Origin of the sequence: Enterococcus termitis (genome assembly GCF_001730305.1) — a bacterium.
In the GTDB taxonomy this organism is placed as follows: domain Bacteria; phylum Bacillota; class Bacilli; order Lactobacillales; family Enterococcaceae; genus Enterococcus_L; species Enterococcus_L termitis.
Window position 1 is genome coordinate 215,982 of sequence record NZ_MIJY01000012.1, and the last position, 25,684, is coordinate 241,665.

Here is a 25,684-nt window from a genome sequence, read left to right on the forward strand (position 1 = left end):
TAAACTGAAAAAGTAATCCTTGGTTTTTCTAGTTTAATTAATTGAAGCCTTTTAAATAATCTGTTTTTTTCAGGAGGTCATACTAAGCAATGAGAAGCAGCAGGAAATTAACAATAATCAGTCTTTTATCTTTGTTGGGAAGCGGCTCTGTTCCTTTAGTCGCTGTAAAGGCTTATGCAGTTTCAACGGAAGAAAATAATTCAATTATAGATCCATCTTTTAAGTTAAACTATCTGGATTCTTTTTCCCCCACTCAACCTACAGATTTTTCCAATGAAAATCTGCCCACTAATAATTTTGTTGAAGAAGGAAGCAATGAACGCATTGAGGAGGACCTGTTTCCAGTCGGAAATGTTGAAGAACAAGGAGTGTTAGAGATAGAAGGCAACTTAAATTTCACTTCCAATACGGAAGCCATTACTGCATACAATGTAGCTGTTGGAAGCCATGGAACTTGTTCGTGGACATTGGCAGATACAGGAATGTTAACAATTTCAGGTGGTCAAATGGCTTCTTTGCAAAATCATACTGATGTTCCCTGGTATGATTACAGAGCTCTGATTACGTATATTCAGATAGCCGGTCCAGTGACTGTTACGAGTGGAGCTTATCTCTTCAGCGGATTGAGCAATCTTTCAGCGATAACTGGGTTAAATCTGTTGGATACTTCGTCTGTTACTAACATGAGCTATATGTTCCAAAATTGCAACAATCTTTATTCATTGGATTTACGCTCATTTAATACTTCTAATGTAACGGATATGTCACACATGTTTGATTTTTGGCGAGGACGAAATTTGGATGTGTCTACCTTTGATACATCGAAGGTAACTTCAATGGCGTATATGTTTTATCAATGTACAAGCGTGGAAACATTGGATTTAAGTTCTTTTGATACAGCTGCTGTCACAAGTATGAGTTATATGTTTCAAGGCTGCCAACGTCTAACCTCATTGACAGGCCATTTTAGTACAGCCAATGTAACACGTATGGATGCGATGTTTGCCGGAGCTAATGTTCTTCCCAGTTCAGTACTCAATGAATTTATTTCTAGCTTTGATACGAGAAATACCACGAATTTCTCTAATATGTTTTCAAATTGTAGAAGCTTAACAAGTTTTGACAATCCATTCAATTTGGCAAGTGCTCAAGATATATCCAATATGTTTAGTAACAGTGGCCTGGTTTCATTTATTGCTAAAAATCTGAATCTTCTAGATAATACGTATCGTGAAGTAAATGCTAACAATATGTTTCGAAGCTGCTCTGCGATGGTCAATTTTGATTCAACTGATGCAGATTTCACCAATATCGTCAACAGTCAGTATATGTTTGCAGAGTGCACAAACTTAGAAGCCATTACGCTGCCAAAAATCAGCAAGTATTCACCACTCAGCGGAACTGTAACTACTCTCAGAGGCTATATGTTTTCCGGATGCAGTAAATTGGTGACAGTCGATCTATCAAATTTTTATGCATTAAATCTCAATGAATTTATTCGAATGAATTATATGTTTCAAAATTGCCATAGCTTAAAAATCGTGATTTTTTCTACTCAATTTATTAATCGAATAGTAGACGTGACTGCTTTATTTATGAACTGTACATCACTGGAAGAATTTAGTGGATATTTTTCTGCTAACGCAAATGTATCAATGAACAATATGTTTTCCGGATGCACCTCATTAAAGAAAGCTGAGATTACTTCCAGATACGTAGAATCGAGAAATAATATGTTTTTGAATTGTACAAATCTTGAAGAGGTCAGTTTTTCCACTTCTTTTGCTTCTGTAAGTGCAGTGAATACAGCTTCAATGTTTTCAGGATGCCAATCACTGACTAAAGTATCAATGGGAGGCAATTCAATGACAAATGTGACGGATATGAGCAATATGTTCTTAAATTGTCTGTCACTCGTAGATGTGGATATGTCTTCATGGACAGTGACACCGCGAACACTGACCAACATGTTTTCAGGATGTGTGCAGCTAGAAGAACTGGACTTCATGAATTGGAATACAAACAATGTAACAGCTGCCAATAATATGTTTGCTGACTGTGTTCGCTTGAAAAAGCTTCACTTGGGACCAAATTTTCGCTTTTGGAATACTGGAGTAGCATTACCGTCAATCGATACCACATCTTCAGTATTTTCAGGTGGTTGGATCGGAGAAAACGCAGAGCTCCGCTTCGATTCAAGTGTAGATTTTGTGACCAGCTATTCCGGTCAAAGCGACACTTATATCTGGGAGGAAGCCGAACCATGGATTGAGGTTATTTTACCCGTTTCAATGATGTTTTATGGTGAGCCATTAGATGGTTTTCTTCAATCAATCAACTCTCCAGAATATAGCTTTACTAATCTTTCATCTGTCCCAATTACACTTTCGATTGACAGCATTCAAAATGGAAGAGATCTCGATCGTCTATTCCTACTGCATCTCCACGGAGAGCCTTATTTATACGATATCGATCTGATCATTGGCGGAAATATCATTACTGTTACTGCTTTTGATGCACTGACTTTAAATTCTGGAGAGAGTGAAATACTTACCTTTTCCGGTGACGCGCGTGCACAAAGTTCGGAAAGCAATCCTTATTTTGAAATAATTTTTAAACTGAGTATTTGATTATCGTCACCGAACCTGTTGAAAAGAGAATAAGCGATAGCTATAAAATGGATTATTAAATGGACATTGTATCAGTACACACAAATAATCGTTTCTTCATCATCGTTTGTTTTATCTCTTTGTGCAGTGGTATACGCAAAGAAAGAAAGTCACAAGCTCGATCTCATGTGATAAATTAATTTTAGTTAACAGCTGAAAATGAACGATTGCGCTTGAACATCGTTACTAAAATCATACTGTATCATTCAATGCTCTTGATAAATAAATACGTCATAATGCTGTTTATTCACAAAAATAATTATAAAAGAGAATTGGTTAATACAATTAAAAAGGAGTTTTTCATGAAAATGACAGAGTCGAAATGGACTACAAAGAAAAAAGTTCGCTGGATTTTGTGTCTGGTGTTGTTTGCTTGTGTGCTGTCAGCAGGATACATTTATCTGACTCGGGAAAAAGCAGAAATTATTAGCAGCGATTTACTTCCTGCGGTAGGAGATGCAAAAGATCGTTCGCTTGCTGAGGTTGCTCAAGAAGTTGCAGATGCAAATTATTTTACTTTAACGATCAATCCAGCTGCTCGTTTCCCTGACGGTGAAAGTGAAGGGATGCTGCAAATTATTAATCCAGAAACGAATGTTTATCCTATTTCAGTCAGCGTCACTTTAGATGAAACTGGTGAAGAGGTTTATTATTCTGGTGCGATTCATCCGAATCAGGAAATTTTACAAGTTAAGCTGTTAAAAAATTTGAAGCAGGGCGTTTATCCTGCTACAGCGACTGTAACACTGTATCATCCTGAAACGAATGAAAAACAAGGCGCTACAAAAGCAGCTATATCTATAACAGTTGATAATTAATAGAAATTAATTATAAATACGTAATAGAAACGAAGGAGAAAAATTATGAAAAAAAATTTATGTTTAGCAACAAGCATAGTTGCGATGGGCGCTGTATTATTTACAGCTGGAGTTTCAGCTTACGCAACACAAACTATTGATGGAAGAGAAGATGGAAATAATCAGGCAACCGTTCCGGTAAATGGTATTCTTGGAGAATTTGATAACACGACTCCTGGTCCAGATCCTGCTGATACAGACCAATGGATTAATGTAACACTTCCAACGACAGCACTCTTTTACAGCGACAGCAATGATGTGACAAATTTAGTTGGACCCAATTATACAATCACGAATAACTCAGCGAAAAAAGTTGAAGTGTATGTAGAGGATGTAGAGGATATACAGTCAGCTACATTGATTGATGAACTATTGATCAATACGATTGAACTGATTGATAGCGGTACGAAGAGTACAGGTCTGGATGGAACTGATTTGTTGTTTATTTTAGACGACAATAGTAATTCAACAGGTGCAGTAAACAACTTTTCCTTAAGCGGTGAAGCCTCAGGAGCCGCAAGTTTATCCTCTGAAGTCAATCCAAGCTTTAATTTAGTTCTTAAATTTGTTCCGATCATCTCTTAAATGATTGAAACTAGCTGGATGACTGGGGGTGTATAGAATTTTTAGAAAACTAAAGAGGATGTCATTAGCTCTAATCATTGTTGGATTGATCTTCTTGCTGTACCCTGTTTCAGCAGTAGCCAGTTATTCTTCTGAAATGCATATAAGCGGAAGAGTAGGAAGTCACGTTGATGCTGATCCTGAATCTGACTTTGAAGAAATCATTATTAAAGTACCAAATGAGAAAAAGGTAGAGGGTCATCAACTTCCTAAATTAGGCACTCTTTCAATGAATCAAAATTCTATTTGTTTAGCTGTAATCTATGTTTTATTGGTGACTGTATTACTATCTTGGAGAAGAATGATTAAAGATAAAGAAAGATATATATAGGTAAGAGCTTGATGTGTCTATATATTTAGCTGCAGGGGCCAACTTCTTTGCTTTTATCAAAACAGTGCAAATGATGGATATAAAAAAGTTGGTTGTTGAAATCCGTAGTTTTCAATGATCAATTTTTTTATGGATTATATATTTTCTTGATTAATAATGCGGCGTAACTATCAAATGATAGAATAAGGATGAACCATTTATTGAGCGATCAGCAGCAGCTATCGATTGTACCCCAAAGCAATAGTTGCTTAAATCAACAACGCTCTTTATGAATGCTCTAGTCAATGAAATAAATGGATACAATTGAGCTATTTCTCTTTTTTAACATTATTTTTTAGTTCTTTGTTTCACATGCAAATGCAAACTTTGACTGTACTGACTTAGTTTTAACATGCTATATTATAAATGAGTTTAGTATTATTTAAAAACTATTGTTTTTTTATTGGAATTATATCTCGGGAAATACATTTGAAGGAGTGAATTGGGAAGAAAATAAGAAGGCTGTAACAAAACGGGGGAGGAAGATGTATGGAGTCCTTAACAGATCAAATTGTCACTAATATGCTGAGCAAAAGATGCTTAAAGATTTTGAATTTACTGGAAAAGAAACAAATTGTTCAGGTAAAAGAGATTGCTGAAGAATTAAAAATGAGCAAACGAACTATTTTGTCTGATTTAAATGAAATTAGAAGTCATTTTGAGGATTCTGTTGAAATTAGCGGTTCCAACCGTGGAATTGAACTGATAATAAATGATTACAGCATCTATCATTTCAAGAAGCAAGTTTATATTCGACAAGAGCCGTTGATTCAGATTATTGAAGGCATATACTCAGGTGAATGTTTAAACTATGTAGAGTGGGCTGAAAAAATATCATTATCTGAATCCACTATTTTAAGATTGCTGAAAAAACTTAAAAAAATCGTTAAGCCCTATAGAATAAATTTGTCCTTTTCACCTGTTCAATTTATAGGAAAAGAATTAGATGCAAGAAAGTTTTTTTGGGATTTGTACTGTGAGTCAAGTTTTATTGAGATTTATGAAGTACCAAATGGGCACCAAAAGCAGTTAATTGAGCTATTCTTATTAGACGGTCGTTTTATTTCCGTAAAAAGGATCAAAAATATACTGAATCTGTCTCTTGGACGAGCAGGGATAGGAAAGATAGAGTTTGATTATCCCGTTAGCGAGCTGGCTATTTTGGATCATTTATTTGTTCCTCTGTTCCTTGAACTACGAAAAATTTCCTGTTTAAGTCATTATTCAAACAGTGTTTTATTTAAAGAAGCCACGTTTATCTTTTTAATGCTTTACTCACACTGGAATCAAAGTAACTCTACTAAAATCCCTCTTATAGATATTTCCTCAACCTGTGGAAAATTTTGTCGCAGCATCGTCAGTTTTCTTTCTCAAAAAAGGATGGCACCAATAGATAATGAACTAGAGACTACGGTGATGGATTTTCTTTCCCGTCAATATACCAAAATTTGTTTAGGTGAAACCTATTTAAAAAATACCGAAGAAAATAATAAATTTGCTCAATCACTGAATCCAATACTTTATAACGAACTATGTGATTTTCTTAACAATAAAAATGATCTTCCAAGCTATTTTCAGAACGCGTTTATTCCAGATTTCTCTGCTTCACTTTTGTTATATTTATTTGTTAATAATGTTATTTTTAACTCTGAAGATTTATTGATTTTATTATCTAATGACTCTGTTATTGATGAGTCGGCCCGGATCGTTTTTGAGAATTTTTTTAACAGTCAGGCGACCATTTTATATGAAGAAGACATTCAAGGATGCGATCTTAGACAGCAAGCATACAACAAAATAATTACAAATATCGTTCCGTTTAATTATGATTTTTGTGAAAATACCAAAATCATCCATTTTTCAAAGCTGACCAATGTAGGAGAGTTGATCCAGTTTGCTACTGCACTGCAGAGCTAAATGATTATCGATTTTACAAACGCCGAATAAAAAGGAGAGAAATTATGAGCGAATTTGAGAGGATTGTTAAAGAACTAGATTGCTTTTTGGATGAATACGATATTCAAAACCATCAGATTCTCAACACTTTTTATTTTGAGTTGAAAAATGAACTGTATGAATTATTTAATGAATACAAAAGAAAAGAGTTATTGCCTTTAGTTACTTGTATGCTACAACTGGAATCAAAAATTCAATTGTTGAGCTTTTACTTAAGAACGATGGATCAATTAAAGCTTGCTGAAACAGAAATAGTTAGACTAATTAAAAGCGAGTATCAGCTCTATATCTTTGATTCTATGTTGTGTAAAGAAAATATTGAAAAGCCGTCAATGTTATTTAAACAGGTTCAGAAAACTTCGAAAAATAAAAACGGACATTGTTCTGTCCTATGTTTTAGGTGATGCTATATTTTTGATTGGTATTTAATTAAGCTCAGTAGAAACAATTTATCTATTATTAAATTATCTGATGAGAGTTTACAAAAATATCGCTGGATCAAAAATCGTTACAGATCTAGACTTGCTCATAAAAGTTTACCTTTTTGGAGTCACTACATGAAAAGTGGCTCTTTTATTACGCTTTTATGATTTAAACAGAGCTTATTTTCCTTCATTATCGCTTTATTCGATGCCCTTCCATCGGTTTCCCTCCATTCATGATACAATTACTAATTCTCTTTAAGAAGCTCTTCCAAATCATTCTCCTTGTATAATACCTCAATCGTTAGCCTAAATTATAGCAGATATCATTCATGTAACAATCATGTCCCCAACAATTTTTCCCATTCATTTTGACTTGCTTAGCAGCGGATATATACAAAAATATCATCTCTGTATTTTTTCACTCGGCAAGATAAACTATTTGTCTTTAGTATTATTCATAGTTCCTCCTCATATGTAAAAAGTACTGAAAAAGAAAACAGGTATCACATGCACGATCATTAACAGAAATTTCTATAGCGGCTAGTTTTAATACTCAAACATATTTTATCAAAGTATTCACACCCGCACACAAAAAAAGTGCATCAAAACTAACTCCCAGCTTTGACGCACTTTATCTATTTCCCATTATGTTGTGAAAAATTCTATATAATCTCTTTTACATTGTAATTACATGCTGTCGTAAAAGCTTATTGTCAAAAACTCATTTACAACAAAGTATTATCTCAAGTAAGTCACTGCCATATCTTTATAAATATCGATCATTTCCAAATAGTTATCAACATCTACATATTCATCTACTTGGTGAGGTGTTTCATTACCTGGACCAAAAATAATTACAGGGAAATCTTGTTTGCCCTTCGTGAATTCTGCTGCATCTGTTGTACCGGAGATACCAACCATTGGAATCTCTTTACCCACATGTGCTTTTGCCACTTGTTGGGCGATTTTTGCAATATCCGAATCTTTTTTACTTTTGACTGAAATTTTATTGGCCTCAATAGTTAATGTTAACTGATATGTTTCTTTTTGATTCAATTCATCGATTAAGTCATTCATTTTTTTGACGACTAGATCATTATCATAGCCAGGAATTGTTCTGATATTTCCTTGAAGACTTGCTTCACTAGGAATACTGTTGATCTGCTCCCCGCCAGAAATCATGGTTACATTATAAATAAAATCACCTAACACTTCGTCTGTGTGGGTTTCACTGCGGAATAATTGATTGGCTCTTGTATAAAAATCATTCAAGTGATCAATGGCATTTACACCAAGTTGCGGCATTGAACTATGAGCATTTTTTCCAACAGAAGCCACTTTAAAATTGATCGATCCTTTATGAGCGTAAACGATGCCTGCGTAGCCAGAAGGTTCACCAATCACCATTGATGTCACGTCATCCACATAGCCTTCTTTTGTCAATTGCTCTGCGCCAAGCTCGCCAACTTCTTCACCGACTGTTGCCAATAAACGTAAACGTCCATTAAAATCCGCTTTTTCTTCTTTTAATTCAATCATGGCGATTGCCATAGCCGCTAAACCACTCTTCATATCACACGTGCCGCGGCCGTACATTTTGCCGTCACGAATTTCAGGCTTAAAGGGATCAGAGGTCCAATCAGCCGCATTTCCTGCTGATACAACATCCATATGTCCAGAAAAAGCTAAAACTTTGTCATTATTTTTATTACCGATTTCAACAATCAAGTTATCCCGATCTTTTTCATATTCTAAAAAAGAAGAATCGATTCCGTGTTTTTTAAAGAGTTCACTCAAATATTTTGCAACTTCCTTTTCATTGCCATTGACCGATTTGATTGCGACAAGATCGTTTAAAATTTGAATTTTTTCTTGTTTTTCCATTATATATGCCTTCTTTCATATGATACATCCAAGATTCTTCATTATTATGTGTGGAAAAAGGTTGGATATTGTTCCTTACCTCTTAATTGTACACCTATTTTTATTTTTCGTTAAATAAAAAAAGCCTTACCAAGTATTTTATACTTAGTAAAACTTCGAACGTTTATTTTTCCTCGTCAAAATAATTTCCCGGTACGACATTGATTGTTTTGGTTTGTGTATCTACGTCTTTTACATAAAGCAAGGAAGTATAGTCTTCGATCGCACGCTGACCATTAAATTTAGATTCTGCAAAAACAGTGATTCCCACTAGTTCTGCTTCAAATTCTTCGATCAGACTCTTCATTCCGTTGACTGTTCCGCCGCCTTTCATGAAATCATCTACAACTAAAACTCTAGAACCGCGTTTTAAACTGCGTTTTGATAATTCCATTTTTTCGATTCGCTCAGACGAACCAGATACATAATTCACACTAACCGTTGAGCCTTCGGTGATTTTTGAATCACGGCGCACAATTACAAAAGGTACGTTCAAATAATAAGAAACAGCTTGAGCGATCGGAACGCCTTTTGTTGCCACGGTCATTACCGCGTCAACTTGTTCACCCAAGTATTTAGAAGCAATAATTCGCCCAACTTGACGCAATAATTCTGGTTGTCCCAGTAAATCAGAAAGATACACATAGCCTCCTGGAAGCAAACGATCCTGCTCTGATAAGCGGTCACATAAAGCTAAAACTAATTCCTTCGATTCTTCATATGGTATTTCAGGGATAAAACGGACGCCGCCAGCAGCTCCCGGAATTGTTTCGAGAATCCCCGTCCCACGTTCTTTAAATGTTTTTTTGATGATCGCTAAATCTTCACTGATCGATGATTTCGCCGACTTATACCGTTGAGCAAAATGGGTTAAGGAAACCAATGTATGAGGATGCTCCAACAAATACTGTGTCATATCGATCAAACGCTCACTTCTCCGAATTTTCAAATTCGTCACTCCTTTTTCTTTTTATAGATCTATTCGTTCTTCTCTTTGAGTAAGTATACCTTCAAAGATAAATAGTATGTCCTTTCAATCTATCGTTCCCTATTATAAGTGGTTTGATAAAAAAATTCGAGCATTTTTTGAAAAAAATGGAAAATAGTTCGCAATTTAGAAAACAAAAAAGAAAATAGAAGAAAAAACTTTCGCTTTTGCTTCTATTTTCTATGAAAAACTATGTGTTTATCCTTGACCCATTTTCTTATTTCGCTGCATCGTTACAATGACTTTTTTGAATACACTGACCAGAATAAACAAACCAATAAATATCAACGTAATGCTGGCACTTGGCGGAGTTTCTAAATAATAGGAACCCGTCAATCCTGTTAGCATGCCAATCAAGCCCATGATCACACTGATAATAATCACTGTATTGAATCCTTTACCAATCCGCATCCCAATCGCTGCAGGCAGAACCATAATCGCAGAAATCAGTAATGCACCTGCGATCGGGATCATCACAGCTATTGCGATCCCGGTAATCACATTGAACAGCATAGACATCCAGTGAATCGGCAATCCATCTACATGTGCAGTATCTTCATCAAACGTCAATACATACATCGGACGTTTGAATAAGCAAAACAATACCACTAGAATTACAAACATCACAGCGAGAATCACTACTTGCTGCCAAGTGATCGTTACAATCGAGCCAAACAGATAGGATTGAATACTGGCTGCTGAGTTACCACCGCTCATATTCATCAAGACTAAAGCTAGTGCTAATCCGCCTGACATCAAAATCGCAATCGAAATTTCCGAGTACGTACTATAGACCATACGCAGGTATTCTAAAATAATTGCGGCAATGATTACAACGACAAGCGTCATGATATCTGGATTCCAATTCAAGAAAAAGCCTAACGCAACACCTGCTAGTGAAACATGTGATAGCGTGTCCGCCATCAGTGATTGTCTTCTAATCACAAGAAACACACCAAGCATTGGAGCAATCACGGAAATAAATGTTGCTGCTAAAAAGGCTTTTCTCATGAACTCATATGAAAGCATCTCCAAATTTGTTCAACTCCTTATTCTATAAGACTTTCTAAGCCTTTTATTTTTCGTGAGAACATTCGTGAGAACAATAACTCACAGTTTACTTCTTTACGATTAAACTTTATAAATCGTAATCGTTACACTTATGACGCAAGATATACTTTAGCAGAATAAAAAATACTAGTCAAGGATAAATTAACACTAATTTACTTGATCTAGTTTTTTCACAAGTTCTATATCTTGATTCGGGTATAAATGAGAGTATGTTCCCAAAGTCATTTCTATATTAGCATGCCCTAATCTCTCTTGTATCATCTTAGGATTCTCACCTAGATAAACCAATAAACTAGCGTGAGAATGTCTAAGATCATGCACACTAATATAGGGAAGTTCTAGTTTTTTTTGTAATGTCCTAAACTTTTTCCAAATCCAGCCTTGATCCAAAAATGTACCATCATGACTAAATACCAACTCAATACCGCCAACTTTTGATTGGTAATCTTTCCATACCCCAAGTAGTTTCAACGTTTTACTATCTACATACAACTCTCTCTCACTACTCTTTGTTTTTGGAGTTGACATGTATTGTTCATTTTTATGTTTAGCTACATTTCCCAATGTGTATTCAACTTTTAGCTTTCCATTTTCTAAGTCCATATTTTCCCAAAGCAATGTAGCACTTTCTCCAAACCTTAAACCTGTAAAAAATAAAAATCTAAAATATAAGTAGTGAAAAAAATCATAGTATTCAGCATAAGACAAATTCTTCTTTTCCATAACTTTAGTTTCAAGTTTTGGTGTAAATATTTTTCTTTCGAAATCTTTAAAATCACTAACTGTCCAGAACTTAATTTTTTTAGGGTTGATTCTAACTCTTCCAACTTCTCGAAAAGGATTTTCTTGCACTAAATCAAAAACTTTTGCCCGATCCCAAATCATGCCACCTAATGAAAACAGAAGATTTATATAGCTACCACTCAAATTTTCAGATACTAGCTGACTTTGAAATAATTGAACCTCCAGTTTAGTTACGTCTCGAAGATTCTTATCATTAAATATAGAAAAACGTTCTTTTAAATATGATTCTCTCCTATTATAGGTATTAGGTTTAACTTGTGATTGATACCACGGCAAAAATACAGTATCGGTGAATTCCTTAAAAGTCATATCCTCCCTCGTTTGCGATTCTATATCTTCTTGCTGAAATTCCCACAAAAGCATAAACTCCATATATGCTTTCTTTGCTTCTCGTTCCGTCTTAAACCCCCTCTTAGTTTTTGTTCTCCTTTTTCCAGTAATAGGATCACTACCTAAACTTGCTTTAAAATACCAACCATTATTATCTTTATAAACATTTGATTTTCTAGCCATAGAATCAAACCTCTTTTCCTGTTTCAAACTCAAAACCAAGCATTTCCTCAACAATCCAGCGAGGTACGCGTCCTACTCTAGAACCTAGATAAAAAGAGCATCCTCTTTTAGCCATTTCTTGTTTTGCTGATTTAATGATTGTTCGAGCTTGATATTCACAGAAGCCTTTAGCTATCAAATCTTGTTTTGTACATGTTTCTATCATTATACTCCCTCCATATAATACAAAAAAGGCATCGCAATTAAGCAATACCTTTCTTTCCTTATTCTATAAAATCTCCATCATTAAAATATTCATCATAAAATTCATCTATTTCTGGGGTTATCTCTAATTCAATCTCTTCAAATGGATCTTGATCAATTTTCGGAGTGAACCACTTGTTATAGTTATGAATTATTATGTGTCTTATATCAGTAAAATCTATATATTGATCGTATTGTTCTCCTTCTTTCGTAGTGTTAATAATTATAGTATCTAAATCTGCAAAGCCCCGAAAAGTTCCTATAACGTGATCCCTAACCCTTCCTAAATGATCCCTACTGTTTAATTGTATCTCCAGAACTTTATTTTGATTAATAGAAACTTCTAGGCACTTTTCTATGTATAATAAATCTTGTTGCCGTAATCGTGAAATATCCTTTCTTGCTTCATTTTTGGTTTTATTTATAGCATTAGTTAATTCACCGATTGAAAATGCAGTCATCCATTTTTTCATTTTCCTATCTTCATACTGCATGAAATAAGTATCCGATAGTTCGTGCTTTTCTGACATAATAAACACCTTCCTTTAAGATACCACAATTATAAGAACATTAGTTCCCTTTGTCTAGCATGAGGTATTTTACTAAAAGTAAAGATATACAAAGTCCTACAATACTAATTACTAATATCAACTTTTTGCAATAACCAAAAAAGACTTTTATTTATTATAAAAGTCTTTTACTCTACTACTACAAACATTCAGTCTCTCCAACTTATTAAAGTCCATCCTTTGTAACTGTAACAAGGATTTTTTCTCTTTCCAAGTTGTGAAGCTTTTATTTTCACAATTCCATCTGTAACTTGATTAACGGAACTTCCTTCAAACAAATCTAAGTTCTGGGTTACAAAATTTTTTAAATTAGTAACTTCATAAACCTTTCCACTATTGGAGAAAAAAGTGAGTTGTACTAATTTTTTTAATTTAGAGTACTTTATTAAACTCATCCCGTTTTAATTCGTCGATAGGTGTTGTTGCCCATTCGTCGACTATGGACACGTAAGTTGAAATGCAAAGCAGCCCATGTTCTTCTGTTATTTCATATATTTCTCCTGGTTTATATCCAAAACTCTGCTTGCCAACATAGATAAGTTTATCGCCTTCTTTTACCTCGCTTACGTCCCAAAAAGCTGGATCAGTAATCAATGTATCTCCTGTTATTTGCTGCATATGCCAACCTATAGAGTCTAAGTGCGAAGTCCGCCCTTCAACAAACTCAATGTCATCATCCTCAAGAGAGTTTAAATCTATTTCTATGTCAAAATAGTTTTCAAACTCATAATCTGTACCTATATAATATACTTTCTTTTCTGGATCTTCCGCATATAACAGAGGATTATCATACTCATCTATATCAAAATAAAGTATTTCAAATCCTTTTTTTTCTTTAATTGTTTTATTAATTGTTACTTTGATTGTTTTATTAGTAATCAATCGTTGAGCGATTTGATCAGAATCTAAATCGTTGTCTGTTGCTGAGTTGTAATCTTCAATGCTGTATGCTTTAAATCTTGCGCACTCTGACACTAAAAATGGCGGGAGTACACCTACAACATTTTTATTTTTAACATCACTAACACTTGCATTACCTGTAATAACGGCATTAACATTAGTGTAAATACTTTGTAAAACATCAATAGTCGCTTGGTGTTGAGTGACGATAACAACAGGATCGTCGCTTTGTATTTCCTCAACCTCCTGCACATCAACGGTGTTTAAATCTAAGTCAGCATCTAAAACATCCTTAGTCGTGTAAAATTTAGAAAAACGAGGGATAACAGGAGCATAGTATTGCTTAATACCTTTATCAAGCATTTGTGCTGCTGGTAAGGTAGAGACAAATATAGTAGCCTTGTTTTCTTCAACATCTGGTGTTAATCCAGCAAAAGCCGGAAACCCTAATACTTTTACGTTGTCCTGGTTTAATAAAGTGTTTAGTTTATTCATTACTATCATCCTTTTCAATTATTTCGTTTATAAATCTCATTTTATCTTATCCTAGCTTTTAGTCACTCCAACTAATCAACGTCCAGCCTTTGTAGCTATGAACGGGTCGTTTTCGCTTTCCCAACTCTGAAGCTTTGATTTTTATAAATCCATCGAGCACTTGCCTTACTGTACTACCTTCAAAAAGATATAGGTTCAATGTAATAAAATTTTTCAAATTGGTGATCTCATATACTTTTCCTCTTGGTGATTTAATAATCCAACTTTTAGCATTGGGGTGATTTTCACCTTTGTGATCTGAGTAATATTCTTCTTTTTTTGCAAACCACTTTTCATTAGCCTTATCATATGTACCTTCAGCATGTAATTTTTTTCGGTTAACTGTACTACACTCTTTAGAGCAACAAATCTTTTGACTGCTCGGAGGAACATCAAATTCTTTGCCACATACTACACAGTTTCTAGTGTTTTGTTTAGATTTGGCGTAGCATTTCCTAGAACAGTAGTCACTACCATTGCGTTTAACTGGTTTTCCACAGATCAAACATTTATTGTCCGGTGTTTCCAGACCTGCTGCTATTAAGAAATTCTGCCAGGTATTAAATCTCTTTTTTGCTACACCATATCGTTTAAACTCGCTTGTTTTGGGTACTCTTTGTAGTTTGTTTGCAAGCTGTCTGATTTCTCTAATCAGATCGTCTTCGGAAATTGCACATTTTTTTTGATACTTCTCTAGTCCAGCTTCTTCAACAAAAGAATCCCAGCTGTCAAAATAATTTCTAACTGATCCACCGTAAGGGAACTCTGATATAGAGGGAGTTCTAGCCAATCCTTTAGCTTGTAAACGAACATCACGTAATAAGCTTTCTTTAGTATGACTAATTAATGTTGGTTTTAGACCACATGAAACCAAAAAGTTATTCCAACCGCCGTATTTATTAGCGATAGCTTGTGCTTTAGAATAGCCAAACTCATGTTGTGTGGGAGTATGCCCCAATTTTTCCGCCAAATTTAGCACTTCTATTCGGGTCTCCTCAAAGTCCATTTTCTCCCATTTGCGTATTTCTTCAAAGCCCGCCATCTTTAAGAAATTATTCCAAGACTTAAATGTAGTAGCAGCAGTCCGAGCATATTGAAACTCTTTAAACTTCGGAGTTCTTTTCAACATTTCACCAAGTTTTTTTACCTCAGCAATTAAAAATTCTTCTGAATATTTTTCAGACAATTTTATTCACCTCACACTAGCAAATCATCCATAAGAAACGTATAGAAAATAAACAATCTGTCATAGTTAGACATCTTTGTTGTTCCATATTCCCAGGCTTCAACTGTTCTCACTGGTATTTCATACGACTTAGAAAACTTAGCACGACTTATTTTGCGATCTTCTCTAACTACTCTTAAATCATGTGTAGCATAGTAAAATACTCTTTTAAGAATAAAAGAAACCATATCAACATCTTCAAATTGTTCCATCCACTCTTGCCATCCACGTTCAGCTATGTAAAATTCTTCTGAATCGTACTCAAGAGCTTCCTTGTATAAAGTAACGAATAATTCATATTTCATCTGTATTCCTCCAATTAGTTAAATCAAAGAGAGAATGTCTCTTTCCTCGATTTAAGAATCTTTTCTGTAGCTTTTAATATAAGTAATAATATCTTCAGAAGTATCTTCTTCATTCCAAAACGCTTTTCCACCGATAACAGACCAACTATCTACAACATCACCTCTATCTGTGTTAACTTCAATAATGCAATAAGAAGCATCTTCCATAACATCTGAAACATCCCATGTCGCAACATATTCTTGTGTTTCTTCCAAAGTCTCGAAATACTCGAAGGAATCCAATTCAGACGATTCCCCATCCTTTTCAGTACTCCAACTAATTGTAAATTCTGTCATAATAGATCAATCTCCTTAATATTTTGTATTTGTAGTCAGCATGATATAATTAACTGTCAATCTTTGATTGATATTTTGTATGAGTATGGAGGGGGCATCCTCTGTACTCTTTTTTATATCTCCCTCTTACAATTACTATAATACCACATTTAATGTGGTGAGTCAACGGAATTTCACATTAAATGTGGTATTTAGTAAAAATCTGACTCAACATACTTGTGTCAGATTTATATAAGCTTATATGTAAAATTTACACAATAAGGATAAAATAAAAGGATCATTCTTTTCTAAAAATAGTTTTTAATATCTTTCATTAACAGCCGCCCCTATTACTGCAATAAGCAATAAAACTAAAATCACATAATTTTAATTTTCTTAATTCTTCCAATCTCAAACTCATCTCCATTTGGAAAAACACCAACAACCAATTCACCATTTGTTCCAGCTTGAAAAACTTGAATGTTTTTTCTTAGAGAATCTTCAATTCTCCATGCAATATCATCCTCAATAAAATATCCTTTTTCAGATAAATCTTCTACACTATATACTTTTTTCATATTAATCACTTCTCCTTATCTGCTAATACTCTTGTCGAACTGTATTGTATGTCATTTCTGAAACTTTATCTCCAGTCACCTTTACTAACAATAAAACCCTTACCTCTGTTCCATTCTGTTTACATATTAAATAAATTGCGTATTGATTTTTTTCACCATCCATCGGTTGATAGATACTATTTACTTCTCCTTCTGAAATCATCATTACATCAGAATCAAAATTGATTCCGTTCGCTTCAATACATTTTTTTGTCATCAGTTTTTTTAATTTTTCATTACGATCACTAATGCTTTCATAATTTGCATATGCATCCCCAAAATCTTCTAATAAAGATTTTACATCAACATTATTTTTCTTTTCCTCTTTAATTTCACTTGTACTAGAATTTTCAGTTGTACTCTCCATTTTTTCATCATCCTCTACTTGCTTCATTGAAAAAGAAGAACTTTCAGTCGTCACTTTAGGTTTGACCTCTTTTTTACAACCAGATATCCCGACTAACACCACAGTAGCTAAAAATAAAAAAACTATTTTTTTCACCTTTACCCTCCTCACTTTTTCGACACTCTCTTAACTTCTTTGGCATAAACAATTTTTGGACTGAAACCTTCTGAAAATTTCACTCGATATTCTTTACTTCTTATCGATACTAAAAAGCCATCTTCAAACTTTCTAGCTACAAATTCGTTCTTTTGACATTTGAAAGCTAAACATATTTCTTTGATCTGCTTTCTTGTTAATACTTTTACTTTTGATTTTCCAAACATTTAATAATCCCTCCTACTAACTTTTCTTAAACGTTTTAATAGTTCATTTGATTCTCCTGTATACAAAATTCTTTTATTTATATTCTGTCCATAAACCCTAGTTGCAACACTAATATTCTTAAAATTGAAAAATTCACACATATTTTCTCCATATTTCGAAACAGCAACAGCATAAATTTTTTCTGGACGACTATTATCATCAAAATTATTTTGCAAAATATCTTCAAGAGCCTCGGCTATTTTTTTTACAATTCTAATACCACCTTGATATTCTCTTTTCACAGCGACAACATTTACATACAAATGATTAGAAGATTGATTAACCTCTTTCCCTAGATATCTAGTTCTTAAATCTATGCTAGACAAACCCACTTCATGATAATAATCTTCATTCAATAATGCTGGAGAATTTCTTTTTAGAACATAACAATCTATATACCCAACAGGTTCCTCACCAACATAAATAAGCCGTGTTAATTCACCATAATCTAAAAAGTTTTTACAAAACTCTTTTCTATCTTCCTTACCAAAGTATTTCCAATTTTCTTCATCTACAGCATTTACAACTTCAAATATATCTTTTAAAAAATGATTGTCTCCAAGTTCATCTGGTCTTCTATACCTACACTTACCACTCAATAATATCCCCTCTTCATGTTTATTTTTTCCTTACAATACTAGTCGTATTGGGAAACTCTACGCCCCATGTACGTTCATATTTAGCGCAAATTTCACCTTGACCTGCATTTTGTTCGTAAGTCGTGTATTTATTATTTCCACTAACGCTAGCTACAATTCCAGTATGACCATAACTAGTTGTAGCACCTCCACCTTGACCCCAATTAATAATATCTCCAGCCTTGACATCGGAGTAACTAGGATTATTAATGACTTGCCAGCCGTTACTTTCCCATGAATACGCGCTTCCTATTTCCCACGCGTTTACAGTATTCCCAACATTTCCAGATATCCCTACAGGACTACCAGCCCCTAAGTGAATGCCAGTATTGAAGTTATCTACATAAAAACTTGTCAAACCGTAACATTGACCATTGTAGACTTTTTTTCCCATTTGAGTTTCAAGTACATCAATTTTACCTCCGCCAACATTGGCAGAACCAGCACCTTGACTACCAGTAGACAGCCGTTTATACCAATTATTTGCACTTGTTTTTCGTTGTGCTTGTTGCATCGGATCATCTTTCGTTCCAGCACGTTCCCAATATTTAAGAATATCAACCGTTATCTGGTTAATATCTGTTCCCTTAGAATATTTTTTTAGTAGGTTACTGTCTGATCCGTCATGATTCCATGCATAATCAAGCTGTAAATCAATATCTTTCCATTCTTTCTTTTTTTCTTTTGCATAATTAAGTAAATTAACTCGTCTACCACTATCCCATTGCGCTAGCCCCATAGCATAGCCACCAAGACTAGGATTCATCGCCGTGGCTTCCATATACGGTAAATCACTTTGAATACGACTAGGAATTAAACCACTTTCATGTTCCATATTGCCGATCCACGCACACGCAAACTCTTTCGTACCACCATTTTTCTCAACATATTGAAGCACTTGATAAGCAACTTTTTCTTGTTCTGTTCGTGGTGTGAAATCAGTTGTTGTATCACTTTCTGTAGAAGCGGAAATGCTAAACATAATAATAATAATCGGCAAAAAAAACAAACCAATAATAAAACCAATTTTTTTCAATTGGTCACCTCCAAAATTAAAAAGAAGACTGAATCACCATCAGTCTTCTTCATACAATTCACTTTCTGTTTCTTTTCCAAAGAAAATATCTTCTGGAAACTCTTTATCTAACTCATATTCATCCCTTTCCATTATTATCTCTTGTTCCACTTTCTCTAATTCTTTAAATTCGTTCACTTCATCAGGCGATTCTAATGTGACTTCATCTAAATTATCAACTGAAACCGTAGCACCATCTTCTAAGATATCTTCTGATACATCAATGAATGTTTCTGGTATTGTCTCATCGTCTACACTAGAATCAAGTTCTTCTAATTCAATATCTGAATCAAATTCTGGTATAGCATTTTCTTTTTCTTCAAACTCAACATCTTTTAATTGATTTTCTGGTGTATCATTTGGAAACTCTTCTTGTTCATCCAACCATTCATCTAATTTACTATGTCCTTCTCGTTCGTCCAATTCATCATCTTTAAAATGGTAGCGTCCTAAGTTCATTGCTTTATCTGTCGGCATTAGTTTATTTGCACCATCCATCATTAACATTTGATTACCAGTATATGCACCTAACGCCATTTCTGCACCACCATAGGTAATATCTTTTGCACGATCTTTCTTTTCTTGCACTTTTCCCTCTACTTTTTCTAGTATTTCTGGTTGTTCTACTTGATTATTGGTAAAGAAGCCTAACAACTGATACTTATTCTTCCAAATAGAGCGATATAAGAATAATTTAATAATAATCAACACAACATTACTCACTAAGACAAAAATACCACCTGACATAACCAAAAGAATCGGCTTAGCTACTAGTTTCATAGCATTTAAGTAAATGGTATCAATCACTTTATTCGCCCAAAAGAAAACAGCTAAAAAGACACCCAAGACAACCGGAAAGAACAACAAGCCAATGAGTAATTTAAAGAATTTAAACAACATTGGCTGACAAGCTGGCACAAAGGACAATAAGAAAAAGACTGGCGCAAGTATGATTAATAAAGTAATAATCAACTGAATCACACTCAACATCGCATTCACATATAATGCTGGGTAAGACGTAACAATGGTATTGACCCCACCAGTAAAGATTGCCATGAGTTTTTCCATTGTTTTATCCTTCGTCATTTGAACATACGGATTTTCATCTTTAATACTATCAATGTACTTTTTGCGTTCCTTTTCAAAGGTTTTCTTTTCTTCTTTTGATAGCCCACTCGGCATTAATAGTTTTTTCTCGTCTATTTTTTTGCCATTTTCCATTTCACCGTCTAATGAACCTGTATTCACATAATAAAAGGTTTGCTTAATGGTTGCATTAAACAGAGGCGTTTCATCTAAAGACTGTTCAGAGTCAACCATCCTAAAATCACTTGACCCACTGGTAAAATTATTTTTAACAGCGGTCACGATATTAGAAACACTTTTTACTAGAAATAGCCCACCAGACTGTGAACCCGAAGGGGTCGCAATTGATCCAAACCAAAAGACAAATAAAACAAAGACGGCTAAGTAATGCAATATCACTTTGCTAAAGCTCCTTTTACTCACAAAGAAATTGTACAGTAAATAATAAGCACTCAACAAAATTAACAAGGCAATAATACTTCCTTGTGCAATTTCTTTCCCACCAAAATTATTTAAAATTTCTAAAGAAAGGGTATACGCATCTTGTTGTTTCTCCATAAATAAGTCACTTTGATCAAGTAATTGTTGAATAATCAGAATACCTATCGCAAAAAATCGTAAAATAAAGAACGGCATATCAACGAACAGCCAATTTAATCCTTCGGCTAATTTTCCGAGAACACCAGCATCCACAAAATAAGGAGCGTAGCTATCAATCAAATAATTCAATTCTATTCCCCCTTCTATGCGACAAACTGATTTTCCATACGTGAAGCGTCCGTATCATCCACTGTTTCAAATAGTTTCAACCATTCATCAAACAGAACATGAACCACCACACGATTAATTTGACCAAACATATCTTTAAATAGGCATTGTCCTTGCACCATATTTGATACCCATTTCAAATTGGTTTCATTTATTGGCAAGTTCAAATGCTGTAAGATCCCTTCACGATTGTTCACTTCATCAAAACAAATGACCATTCCAAAGCCAGTTCCATCCTCATTGTCATCTAAGTCCTCTACAGATTGCGTAATTAAAACTAAGAAATTGTTTTGAGAACGTCCTACACGCTTCATTGATTTTAAAATTCCTTTTCCTTCAGAAGAAGACTGGAAAATCCAGCTTTCATCAAAGAATACAATAGTTTCTTCTTTCGGGTCACGAGAACCAAATTTGCTACAAAACATCCCTAATGCAAACATTAGTGTTACAGAAAGGCGCTTGTTTTCATCCAACACTTCACCTTTTTCTTTTGGCAAATCCAAATCTTGAATTTCTAGAATGGTTACTTTTTTATCAAAAGACAATCCTACTACTTCACCACGAGAAAATGACAACTCTAAGATAGAGTCTTTAATGGTTGAAGCTAAGAAACGTCCCATATCCCGAACATTTTCATTTTTATCTTGTTTAAATTCATCAATAACATGCCAAAAACCAACCTGTTGCCCTTTTTCTCGTTGTCCAACCACTTTGGAAATGGCTTCATTAATAGCTGTTTTTTGTTTTAAATCCCATTGCCCTTCATAGATATTCGTTAACATTGCCTTAGCGGTACTAATGGCTTCTGTAGAATCGAATAATACAATCGGATCAAGAACCCCTTTGTTTTTCTTATTCCGAACGTCTAGCGTTACAAAATTAAAGGATTCAATAAATTCAACATCCAATGGATTCTTTTTCCGATACTCTGGGTCATTAATTGTACGCATGAATTGACTACGCATTTCTTTTTTAGGGTCAATGTATAAGACCTTATCTTTTAACAAGGCACTTTCCATGAATAATTTTTTCGCCACTACGGATTTTCCATTTCCTGTATCCCCTGTTAAAGCAATATGCGGATTGTTTGTTTTCTTTCCCTTAATTCCTTGTTTATTTGACAATAACATATTTAAATAAATCAAATTTTTTGAACTAGCAATAATGGATTCTCTATCTTCCTTTTCTTCTAATGTACTGTCTACACGTCCAAAATAGAAACCTAAATTTGTTCCTGAACGTAAAGACGTAAAGAAATTTAACTCTGCAAAGCTATCTACGGTACTTGTATGTTGCCATTTCATTGATTTATTGCGGATAAAGTTACCAAACAATGTAGATTGGAAGATATACGGTGTATCAAACGTTGCTTTCCACAACGGAACACCAAAGCTATCAAATCGATTCAAGAGATATTTTTTCCGTGCTTTCATTTGCTTTTTAGTCGAACCAGTGACAATCAGATAGGCATTCCAATCTAAAATATCATTGCCATCATCAATCTGTTGGTCTAGATCATCTAAAGACAATTGACCTTCCATAATCTTGCGTTTTTGCTTAGAACCAGCGATTCTCGCTTCTTGCATAATATTTTTGGTTCTTGTTTTGGCTCGTGAACTACGACCAGTTAAACCTAACTGACCATTCCTTTCACTAAATAGACCACCTATTTTCACTTCTACAGGGAAAGGCATTTTTTGAACAATCTCCAGTAAATGATTACCATCTAAAAAAACACCCATATCACCAATCGGTAAAGCATCCACATAACTTTCACCATATTCAGAAGAAAACTTCATTCCTCCACCAAACAACGGTTTAATTTTAGCATCCATAAGATTATCGACAGATTGACAGGTCAAAACATCCTTCCGTTCATGAGGAATATTTTTTAAGAACTGGTATGCTTGATAGTAATACAACTCGTCTTCTGTCAGACGTTCAACTAACAATTCGGACAGATTTTGAAACACTTCATTTTCTTGTTCCTTATATTTATCACCCCACCCTTCATCCAGCTCTACTTCTAAGCCCAAACCATTTACAACTTTTTCTGAAAATGAATCAGCACGCTGGAGTATTCCCTCCTTAAAATCAACAGCTATTTCCGCTTTACTCAATGGAACACCAATCAACCAACAATACTCATAAACCATACCCATTTCTTTTTCTAGCGCTACAACGGTTTTTTTTAATTTATCAACACCAACTTTATAGTTGTTTTTATCAATAATCGAACGCAATGCACCCATTTTTCCTCGAATATCTGTATTGACTGGGGATAGAGTAATTTCTACCCCTTTATTCTTAGACAACCGTTTTATCGCTCGTGCCACTTTTCGTTTAGTCTTTTCCTTTTTCTCACGGTCTGTTAACATAACCGTTTCACTTTTTATGCGGTAATACGCAATCGCTACCTTTTCTTTGGTCAACACAAGATTATTGTGTGTTTCCCTTCGTAACGGATATTCTAATTGCATTTTTTTCCTCCTAACTATCGTTTAAATGAAAATTCTTTGATCTCCTTTACTCTTTCAAAGCGATAAATACTACGGTTATCTATCGCAAATTCTTTAATATAAGAACATACGTCCATAACATATACCAGCCCTTTTTTTCCATCAATTTCTGTTTCTGTATACCAGCGAGCCAACTTATGTGGAACAAAAAATAAAATAATTAAGTTGACATTGAACTCAAAAATAACAGGAAACATAAATACTTGTCCCATCAATAAAAACAAGATAAAAAAGACAAGATAGACAATAAAATAGGCAAGTCCCATCGGCTGCGAAAATGCCCATAGCAACTTTCCTTTTGGTGAACGTATTACTTGAATTTGATAAGGGGCTTTCAATCCCCTACTGTAATCATAATATTTCATCGTATTCCCCTCACTTGAAATTGATACCAAACAAGCTAGCAAACCATTTTACTACTCCCAAAACAACAGCACCTTGATTATTCGCAAAATCCAGAACAATCAAAGCAATAAAAATCGTTGAACCAATTTTCAACCATTCTGCACCTTTCCAGTGCTTCAAAATCATTAAAATAACAACAAAAGAAATAATGGTAATAAAACTACCTTTTAAAAAGCTATCTAAATTTCCAGTACTCATCTACTTACTCCCTACTTTCTGTAAAATAATGTTTAAATGTATAAATGAATTGAGAATTTTCCGTCTCACCAATCCATAGTGTGAAATTCTCTGTATGTGTTACTTTTGTTTCTTTGTCTTCAAAGACTACAGAAACTTGCACGCCTTGAAGGTCTTTCTCTTTCGTTTCAAAGAAATTTAAAGAGCCTTTTTCTAATTCCTTAAATTTGAATTGACCAGTCGTCAGCACTGGTTCTTTCATCAACAAGGATAATTCTTCTTTCTTTCCTTCGGCATATTTACCAAAGAACAACATTAAAAATGTTTCCATTTTTTTTCGTTCCTTTGCTTCAACATCCAATGGCTTTTTAACTGTCTCCAGCGGATCAGTTTTCCCTTTTGGCATCTCTAATGCCAGTACATATGGACGTGAAACAATTGCATACAACCCTTTATCTTCAACAATTGGCAATACTAACACTTCGTTCTTTTGAAAAGTTTTCTTTTCCAATTTTTCTTCATAACTAATGGTCACATGCGCCAACAAACTATCCTTAGATTCTTCTACCTCTGATAGTTCCACACTTTTTAATGTACGTTTGTATTTTCCTTTGATTCCTTCATCTAATTCTCCAGCATCAAAAGAAACATATGAAGATAACCGTTTAAACCGTTTGTCCGTGTCTTTTTCTTCCGAATCATACGTGATATAGTCCTTCACAAATCCTTTCACGTAATGAGACAAACTTACAATATCAATTTCTTTTGTTTCCTGCGGTTTTTCCTGTTTTTCTAGCTTCTCAACTTTTTTTATCGTTTCTGACATATTAGAAGCCATTACATTAGAACGAACAACCGCAACTCCTGAAAAGACGAGTAATGCTATAAAACTTACCGAAACAAATGTAGTTGATTTTTTCCTTGAAACTTTTTTTACTTTAGGATTTTTTTCAGCTTTTTCTTTCTTTTTAATATTTTTCCATTTCATACTTTCTTTCTACCTCCCTTCATTTTAGATCAGCATTCCTTGTTCCTTGTAAACAAAGAATATTTCCTCTAATAGAAATTCCAGCCAACAATTGAGAACTTCCATAAACGGTCGTTCCGTTTCGTATACGATCTTCTTTATATTCTTCCACTGATACTCTTACTTCAAAGTCACTGTCTAACTCATCAAGTAAATTTCTTAAAGCTTCTATTTTCATTATTCCCTCCCATCTACCTTTCTTTCCAAAGAAAAAAGTAGTCATTCAACTATGACTACTTTAATCAAAATTTTTATTCTTCTATCAATTCATTATTCAAACCATTCAAAAAAGTCTTGTTTAAATCCATAAAG

Annotated in this window: 27 protein-coding genes; 6 read left to right on the plus strand and 21 right to left on the minus strand. The window is 34.2% G+C overall.

The genetic code is table 11. From position 1 onward, the window contains the following. Positions 1–89: 89 nt before the first annotated feature. The 6 genes from BCR25_RS08355 (at position 90) to BCR25_RS08380 (ending at position 6,880) form a co-directional block, all read left to right on the plus strand. Positions 90–2,630, plus strand: a complete 2,541-nt coding sequence (locus BCR25_RS08355) for a BspA family leucine-rich repeat surface protein (RefSeq protein WP_069663159.1) — start codon at positions 90–92, stop codon at positions 2,628–2,630. Between the two features lie 341 nt (positions 2,631–2,971). Further along, positions 2,972–3,487 (plus strand): hypothetical protein, encoded by a 516-nt coding sequence (locus tag BCR25_RS08360; protein WP_139124554.1) that lies wholly within the window; start codon positions 2,972–2,974, stop codon positions 3,485–3,487. 45 nt (positions 3,488–3,532) lie between these two features. Next, positions 3,533–4,111, plus strand: a complete 579-nt coding sequence (locus BCR25_RS08365; protein WP_069663160.1) for a hypothetical protein — start codon at positions 3,533–3,535, stop codon at positions 4,109–4,111. Positions 4,112–4,139: 28 nt separating this feature from the next. Next, positions 4,140–4,481 (plus strand): hypothetical protein, encoded by a 342-nt coding sequence (locus BCR25_RS08370; RefSeq protein WP_139243105.1) that lies wholly within the window; start codon positions 4,140–4,142, stop codon positions 4,479–4,481. Positions 4,482–5,009: 528 nt separating this feature from the next. Continuing rightward, a complete protein-coding gene (locus BCR25_RS08375; RefSeq protein WP_069663162.1) occupies positions 5,010–6,437 on the plus strand; it encodes an AcpB/EbpR/MafR family transcriptional regulator in 1,428 nt (475 codons plus the stop codon). Between the two features lie 44 nt (positions 6,438–6,481). Continuing rightward, positions 6,482–6,880: a DUF7006 family protein gene (locus tag BCR25_RS08380; RefSeq protein ID WP_069663163.1), complete on the plus strand. Its 399-nt coding sequence runs from the start codon at positions 6,482–6,484 to the stop codon at positions 6,878–6,880. Positions 6,881–7,639: 759 nt separating this feature from the next. Here the strand turns inward: BCR25_RS08380 and BCR25_RS08385 are convergent. From BCR25_RS08385 to BCR25_RS08490, 21 genes are all read right to left on the minus strand, one after another. Further along, entirely contained in the window at positions 7,640–8,785 is a 1,146-nt protein-coding gene (locus BCR25_RS08385; protein ID WP_069663164.1) for an ArgE/DapE family deacylase, read from the minus strand. A 163-nt stretch (positions 8,786–8,948) separates the two neighbouring features. Next, complete coding sequence (purR, locus tag BCR25_RS08390) at positions 8,949–9,773, minus strand: pur operon repressor (protein ID WP_069663165.1); 825 nt, start codon at positions 9,771–9,773, stop codon at positions 8,949–8,951. Positions 9,774–10,010: 237 nt separating this feature from the next. Beyond that, complete coding sequence (locus tag BCR25_RS08395) at positions 10,011–10,841, minus strand: metal ABC transporter permease (RefSeq protein ID WP_139124558.1); 831 nt, start codon at positions 10,839–10,841, stop codon at positions 10,011–10,013. Positions 10,842–11,030: 189 nt separating this feature from the next. After that, entirely contained in the window at positions 11,031–12,200 is a 1,170-nt protein-coding gene (locus BCR25_RS08400; protein WP_069663167.1) for a site-specific integrase, read from the minus strand. 4 nt (positions 12,201–12,204) lie between these two features. After that, a complete protein-coding gene (locus BCR25_RS08405; RefSeq protein WP_069663168.1) occupies positions 12,205–12,405 on the minus strand; it encodes a DUF3173 family protein in 201 nt (66 codons plus the stop codon). A 58-nt stretch (positions 12,406–12,463) separates the two neighbouring features. After that, complete coding sequence (locus tag BCR25_RS08410) at positions 12,464–12,973, minus strand: hypothetical protein (protein ID WP_069663169.1); 510 nt, start codon at positions 12,971–12,973, stop codon at positions 12,464–12,466. Positions 12,974–13,384: 411 nt separating this feature from the next. Then, positions 13,385–14,407, minus strand: coding sequence for a hypothetical protein (locus tag BCR25_RS08420; protein WP_069663171.1), 1,023 nt, complete (start codon positions 14,405–14,407; stop codon positions 13,385–13,387). 58 nt (positions 14,408–14,465) lie between these two features. Beyond that, on the minus strand, positions 14,466–15,632 hold the full coding sequence (locus BCR25_RS08425) for a homing endonuclease associated repeat-containing protein (RefSeq protein ID WP_069663172.1): 1,167 nt from the start codon (positions 15,630–15,632) through the stop codon (positions 14,466–14,468). A gap of 11 nt (positions 15,633–15,643) precedes the next feature. Next, positions 15,644–15,976: a helix-turn-helix domain-containing protein gene (locus BCR25_RS08430; RefSeq protein ID WP_069663173.1), complete on the minus strand. Its 333-nt coding sequence runs from the start codon at positions 15,974–15,976 to the stop codon at positions 15,644–15,646. A 51-nt stretch (positions 15,977–16,027) separates the two neighbouring features. After that, positions 16,028–16,312, minus strand: coding sequence for a hypothetical protein (locus BCR25_RS08435; RefSeq protein WP_069663174.1), 285 nt, complete (start codon positions 16,310–16,312; stop codon positions 16,028–16,030). A gap of 356 nt (positions 16,313–16,668) precedes the next feature. Next, entirely contained in the window at positions 16,669–16,869 is a 201-nt protein-coding gene (locus tag BCR25_RS08440; RefSeq protein WP_069663175.1) for a hypothetical protein, read from the minus strand. Between the two features lie 22 nt (positions 16,870–16,891). After that, a complete protein-coding gene (locus tag BCR25_RS08445; RefSeq protein WP_069663176.1) occupies positions 16,892–17,410 on the minus strand; it encodes an EF0163 family protein in 519 nt (172 codons plus the stop codon). 11 nt (positions 17,411–17,421) lie between these two features. Further along, positions 17,422–17,637: a hypothetical protein gene (locus tag BCR25_RS08450; protein WP_069663177.1), complete on the minus strand. Its 216-nt coding sequence runs from the start codon at positions 17,635–17,637 to the stop codon at positions 17,422–17,424. Then, on the minus strand, positions 17,638–18,276 hold the full coding sequence (locus BCR25_RS08455) for a hypothetical protein (protein ID WP_069663178.1): 639 nt from the start codon (positions 18,274–18,276) through the stop codon (positions 17,638–17,640). It abuts the gene before it with no gap. Positions 18,277–18,295: 19 nt separating this feature from the next. Beyond that, positions 18,296–19,351, minus strand: a complete 1,056-nt coding sequence (locus BCR25_RS08460) for a phage tail tip lysozyme (protein WP_069663179.1) — start codon at positions 19,349–19,351, stop codon at positions 18,296–18,298. A 39-nt stretch (positions 19,352–19,390) separates the two neighbouring features. Next, positions 19,391–21,205 carry an MPP10 family protein gene (locus BCR25_RS08465; RefSeq protein WP_069663180.1) on the minus strand — a complete coding sequence of 605 codons (1,815 nt, stop codon included), beginning with the start codon at positions 21,203–21,205 and terminating at the stop codon, positions 19,391–19,393. 14 nt (positions 21,206–21,219) lie between these two features. Continuing rightward, the gene (locus BCR25_RS08470) at positions 21,220–23,724 is read right to left on the minus strand and encodes an ATP-binding protein (RefSeq protein WP_069663181.1); all 2,505 of its coding nucleotides are present in this window, start codon (positions 23,722–23,724) and stop codon (positions 21,220–21,222) included. A gap of 14 nt (positions 23,725–23,738) precedes the next feature. Beyond that, positions 23,739–24,128 carry a conjugal transfer protein gene (locus BCR25_RS08475; RefSeq protein WP_069663182.1) on the minus strand — a complete coding sequence of 130 codons (390 nt, stop codon included), beginning with the start codon at positions 24,126–24,128 and terminating at the stop codon, positions 23,739–23,741. A gap of 10 nt (positions 24,129–24,138) precedes the next feature. After that, entirely contained in the window at positions 24,139–24,366 is a 228-nt protein-coding gene (locus BCR25_RS08480) for a hypothetical protein (RefSeq protein WP_069663183.1), read from the minus strand. A 4-nt stretch (positions 24,367–24,370) separates the two neighbouring features. Then, positions 24,371–25,333, minus strand: coding sequence for a conjugal transfer protein (locus BCR25_RS08485; protein ID WP_069663184.1), 963 nt, complete (start codon positions 25,331–25,333; stop codon positions 24,371–24,373). Positions 25,334–25,352: 19 nt separating this feature from the next. Beyond that, entirely contained in the window at positions 25,353–25,550 is a 198-nt protein-coding gene (locus tag BCR25_RS08490) for a hypothetical protein (RefSeq protein WP_069663185.1), read from the minus strand. Positions 25,551–25,684 lie beyond the last annotated feature (134 nt).

Excerpts from the sequence above, each read along its gene's own strand:
- BCR25_RS08485 (WP_069663184.1), bottom strand. The coding sequence starts at position 25,333 with ATGAAATGGAAAAATATTAAAAAGAAAGAAAAAGCTGAAAAAAATCCT.
- BCR25_RS08490 (WP_069663185.1), bottom strand. The coding sequence starts at position 25,550 with ATGAAAATAGAAGCTTTAAGAAATTTACTTGATGAGTTAGACAGTGAC.
- BCR25_RS08435 (WP_069663174.1), bottom strand. The coding sequence starts at position 16,312 with ATGACAGAATTTACAATTAGTTGGAGTACTGAAAAGGATGGGGAATCG.
- BCR25_RS08380 (WP_069663163.1), top strand. The coding sequence starts at position 6,482 with ATGAGCGAATTTGAGAGGATTGTTAAAGAACTAGATTGCTTTTTGGAT.
- BCR25_RS08375 (WP_069663162.1), top strand. The coding sequence starts at position 5,010 with ATGGAGTCCTTAACAGATCAAATTGTCACTAATATGCTGAGCAAAAGA.
- BCR25_RS08365 (WP_069663160.1), top strand. The coding sequence starts at position 3,533 with ATGAAAAAAAATTTATGTTTAGCAACAAGCATAGTTGCGATGGGCGCT.
- BCR25_RS08355 (WP_069663159.1), top strand. The coding sequence starts at position 90 with ATGAGAAGCAGCAGGAAATTAACAATAATCAGTCTTTTATCTTTGTTG.
- BCR25_RS08360 (WP_139124554.1), top strand. The coding sequence starts at position 2,972 with ATGAAAATGACAGAGTCGAAATGGACTACAAAGAAAAAAGTTCGCTGG.
- BCR25_RS08400 (WP_069663167.1), bottom strand. The coding sequence starts at position 12,200 with ATGGCTAGAAAATCAAATGTTTATAAAGATAATAATGGTTGGTATTTT.
- BCR25_RS08430 (WP_069663173.1), bottom strand. The coding sequence starts at position 15,976 with ATGAAATATGAATTATTCGTTACTTTATACAAGGAAGCTCTTGAGTAC.
- BCR25_RS08410 (WP_069663169.1), bottom strand. The coding sequence starts at position 12,973 with ATGTCAGAAAAGCACGAACTATCGGATACTTATTTCATGCAGTATGAA.
- BCR25_RS08440 (WP_069663175.1), bottom strand. The coding sequence starts at position 16,869 with ATGAAAAAAGTATATAGTGTAGAAGATTTATCTGAAAAAGGATATTTT.
- BCR25_RS08395 (WP_139124558.1), bottom strand. The coding sequence starts at position 10,841 with ATGCTTTCATATGAGTTCATGAGAAAAGCCTTTTTAGCAGCAACATTT.
- BCR25_RS08480 (WP_069663183.1), bottom strand. The coding sequence starts at position 24,366 with ATGAGTACTGGAAATTTAGATAGCTTTTTAAAAGGTAGTTTTATTACC.
- BCR25_RS08385 (WP_069663164.1), bottom strand. The coding sequence starts at position 8,785 with ATGGAAAAACAAGAAAAAATTCAAATTTTAAACGATCTTGTCGCAATC.
- BCR25_RS08420 (WP_069663171.1), bottom strand. The coding sequence starts at position 14,407 with ATGAATAAACTAAACACTTTATTAAACCAGGACAACGTAAAAGTATTA.
- BCR25_RS08475 (WP_069663182.1), bottom strand. The coding sequence starts at position 24,128 with ATGAAATATTATGATTACAGTAGGGGATTGAAAGCCCCTTATCAAATT.
- BCR25_RS08450 (WP_069663177.1), bottom strand. The coding sequence starts at position 17,637 with ATGTTTGGAAAATCAAAAGTAAAAGTATTAACAAGAAAGCAGATCAAA.
- BCR25_RS08470 (WP_069663181.1), bottom strand. The coding sequence starts at position 23,724 with ATGCAATTAGAATATCCGTTACGAAGGGAAACACACAATAATCTTGTG.
- BCR25_RS08405 (WP_069663168.1), bottom strand. The coding sequence starts at position 12,405 with ATGATAGAAACATGTACAAAACAAGATTTGATAGCTAAAGGCTTCTGT.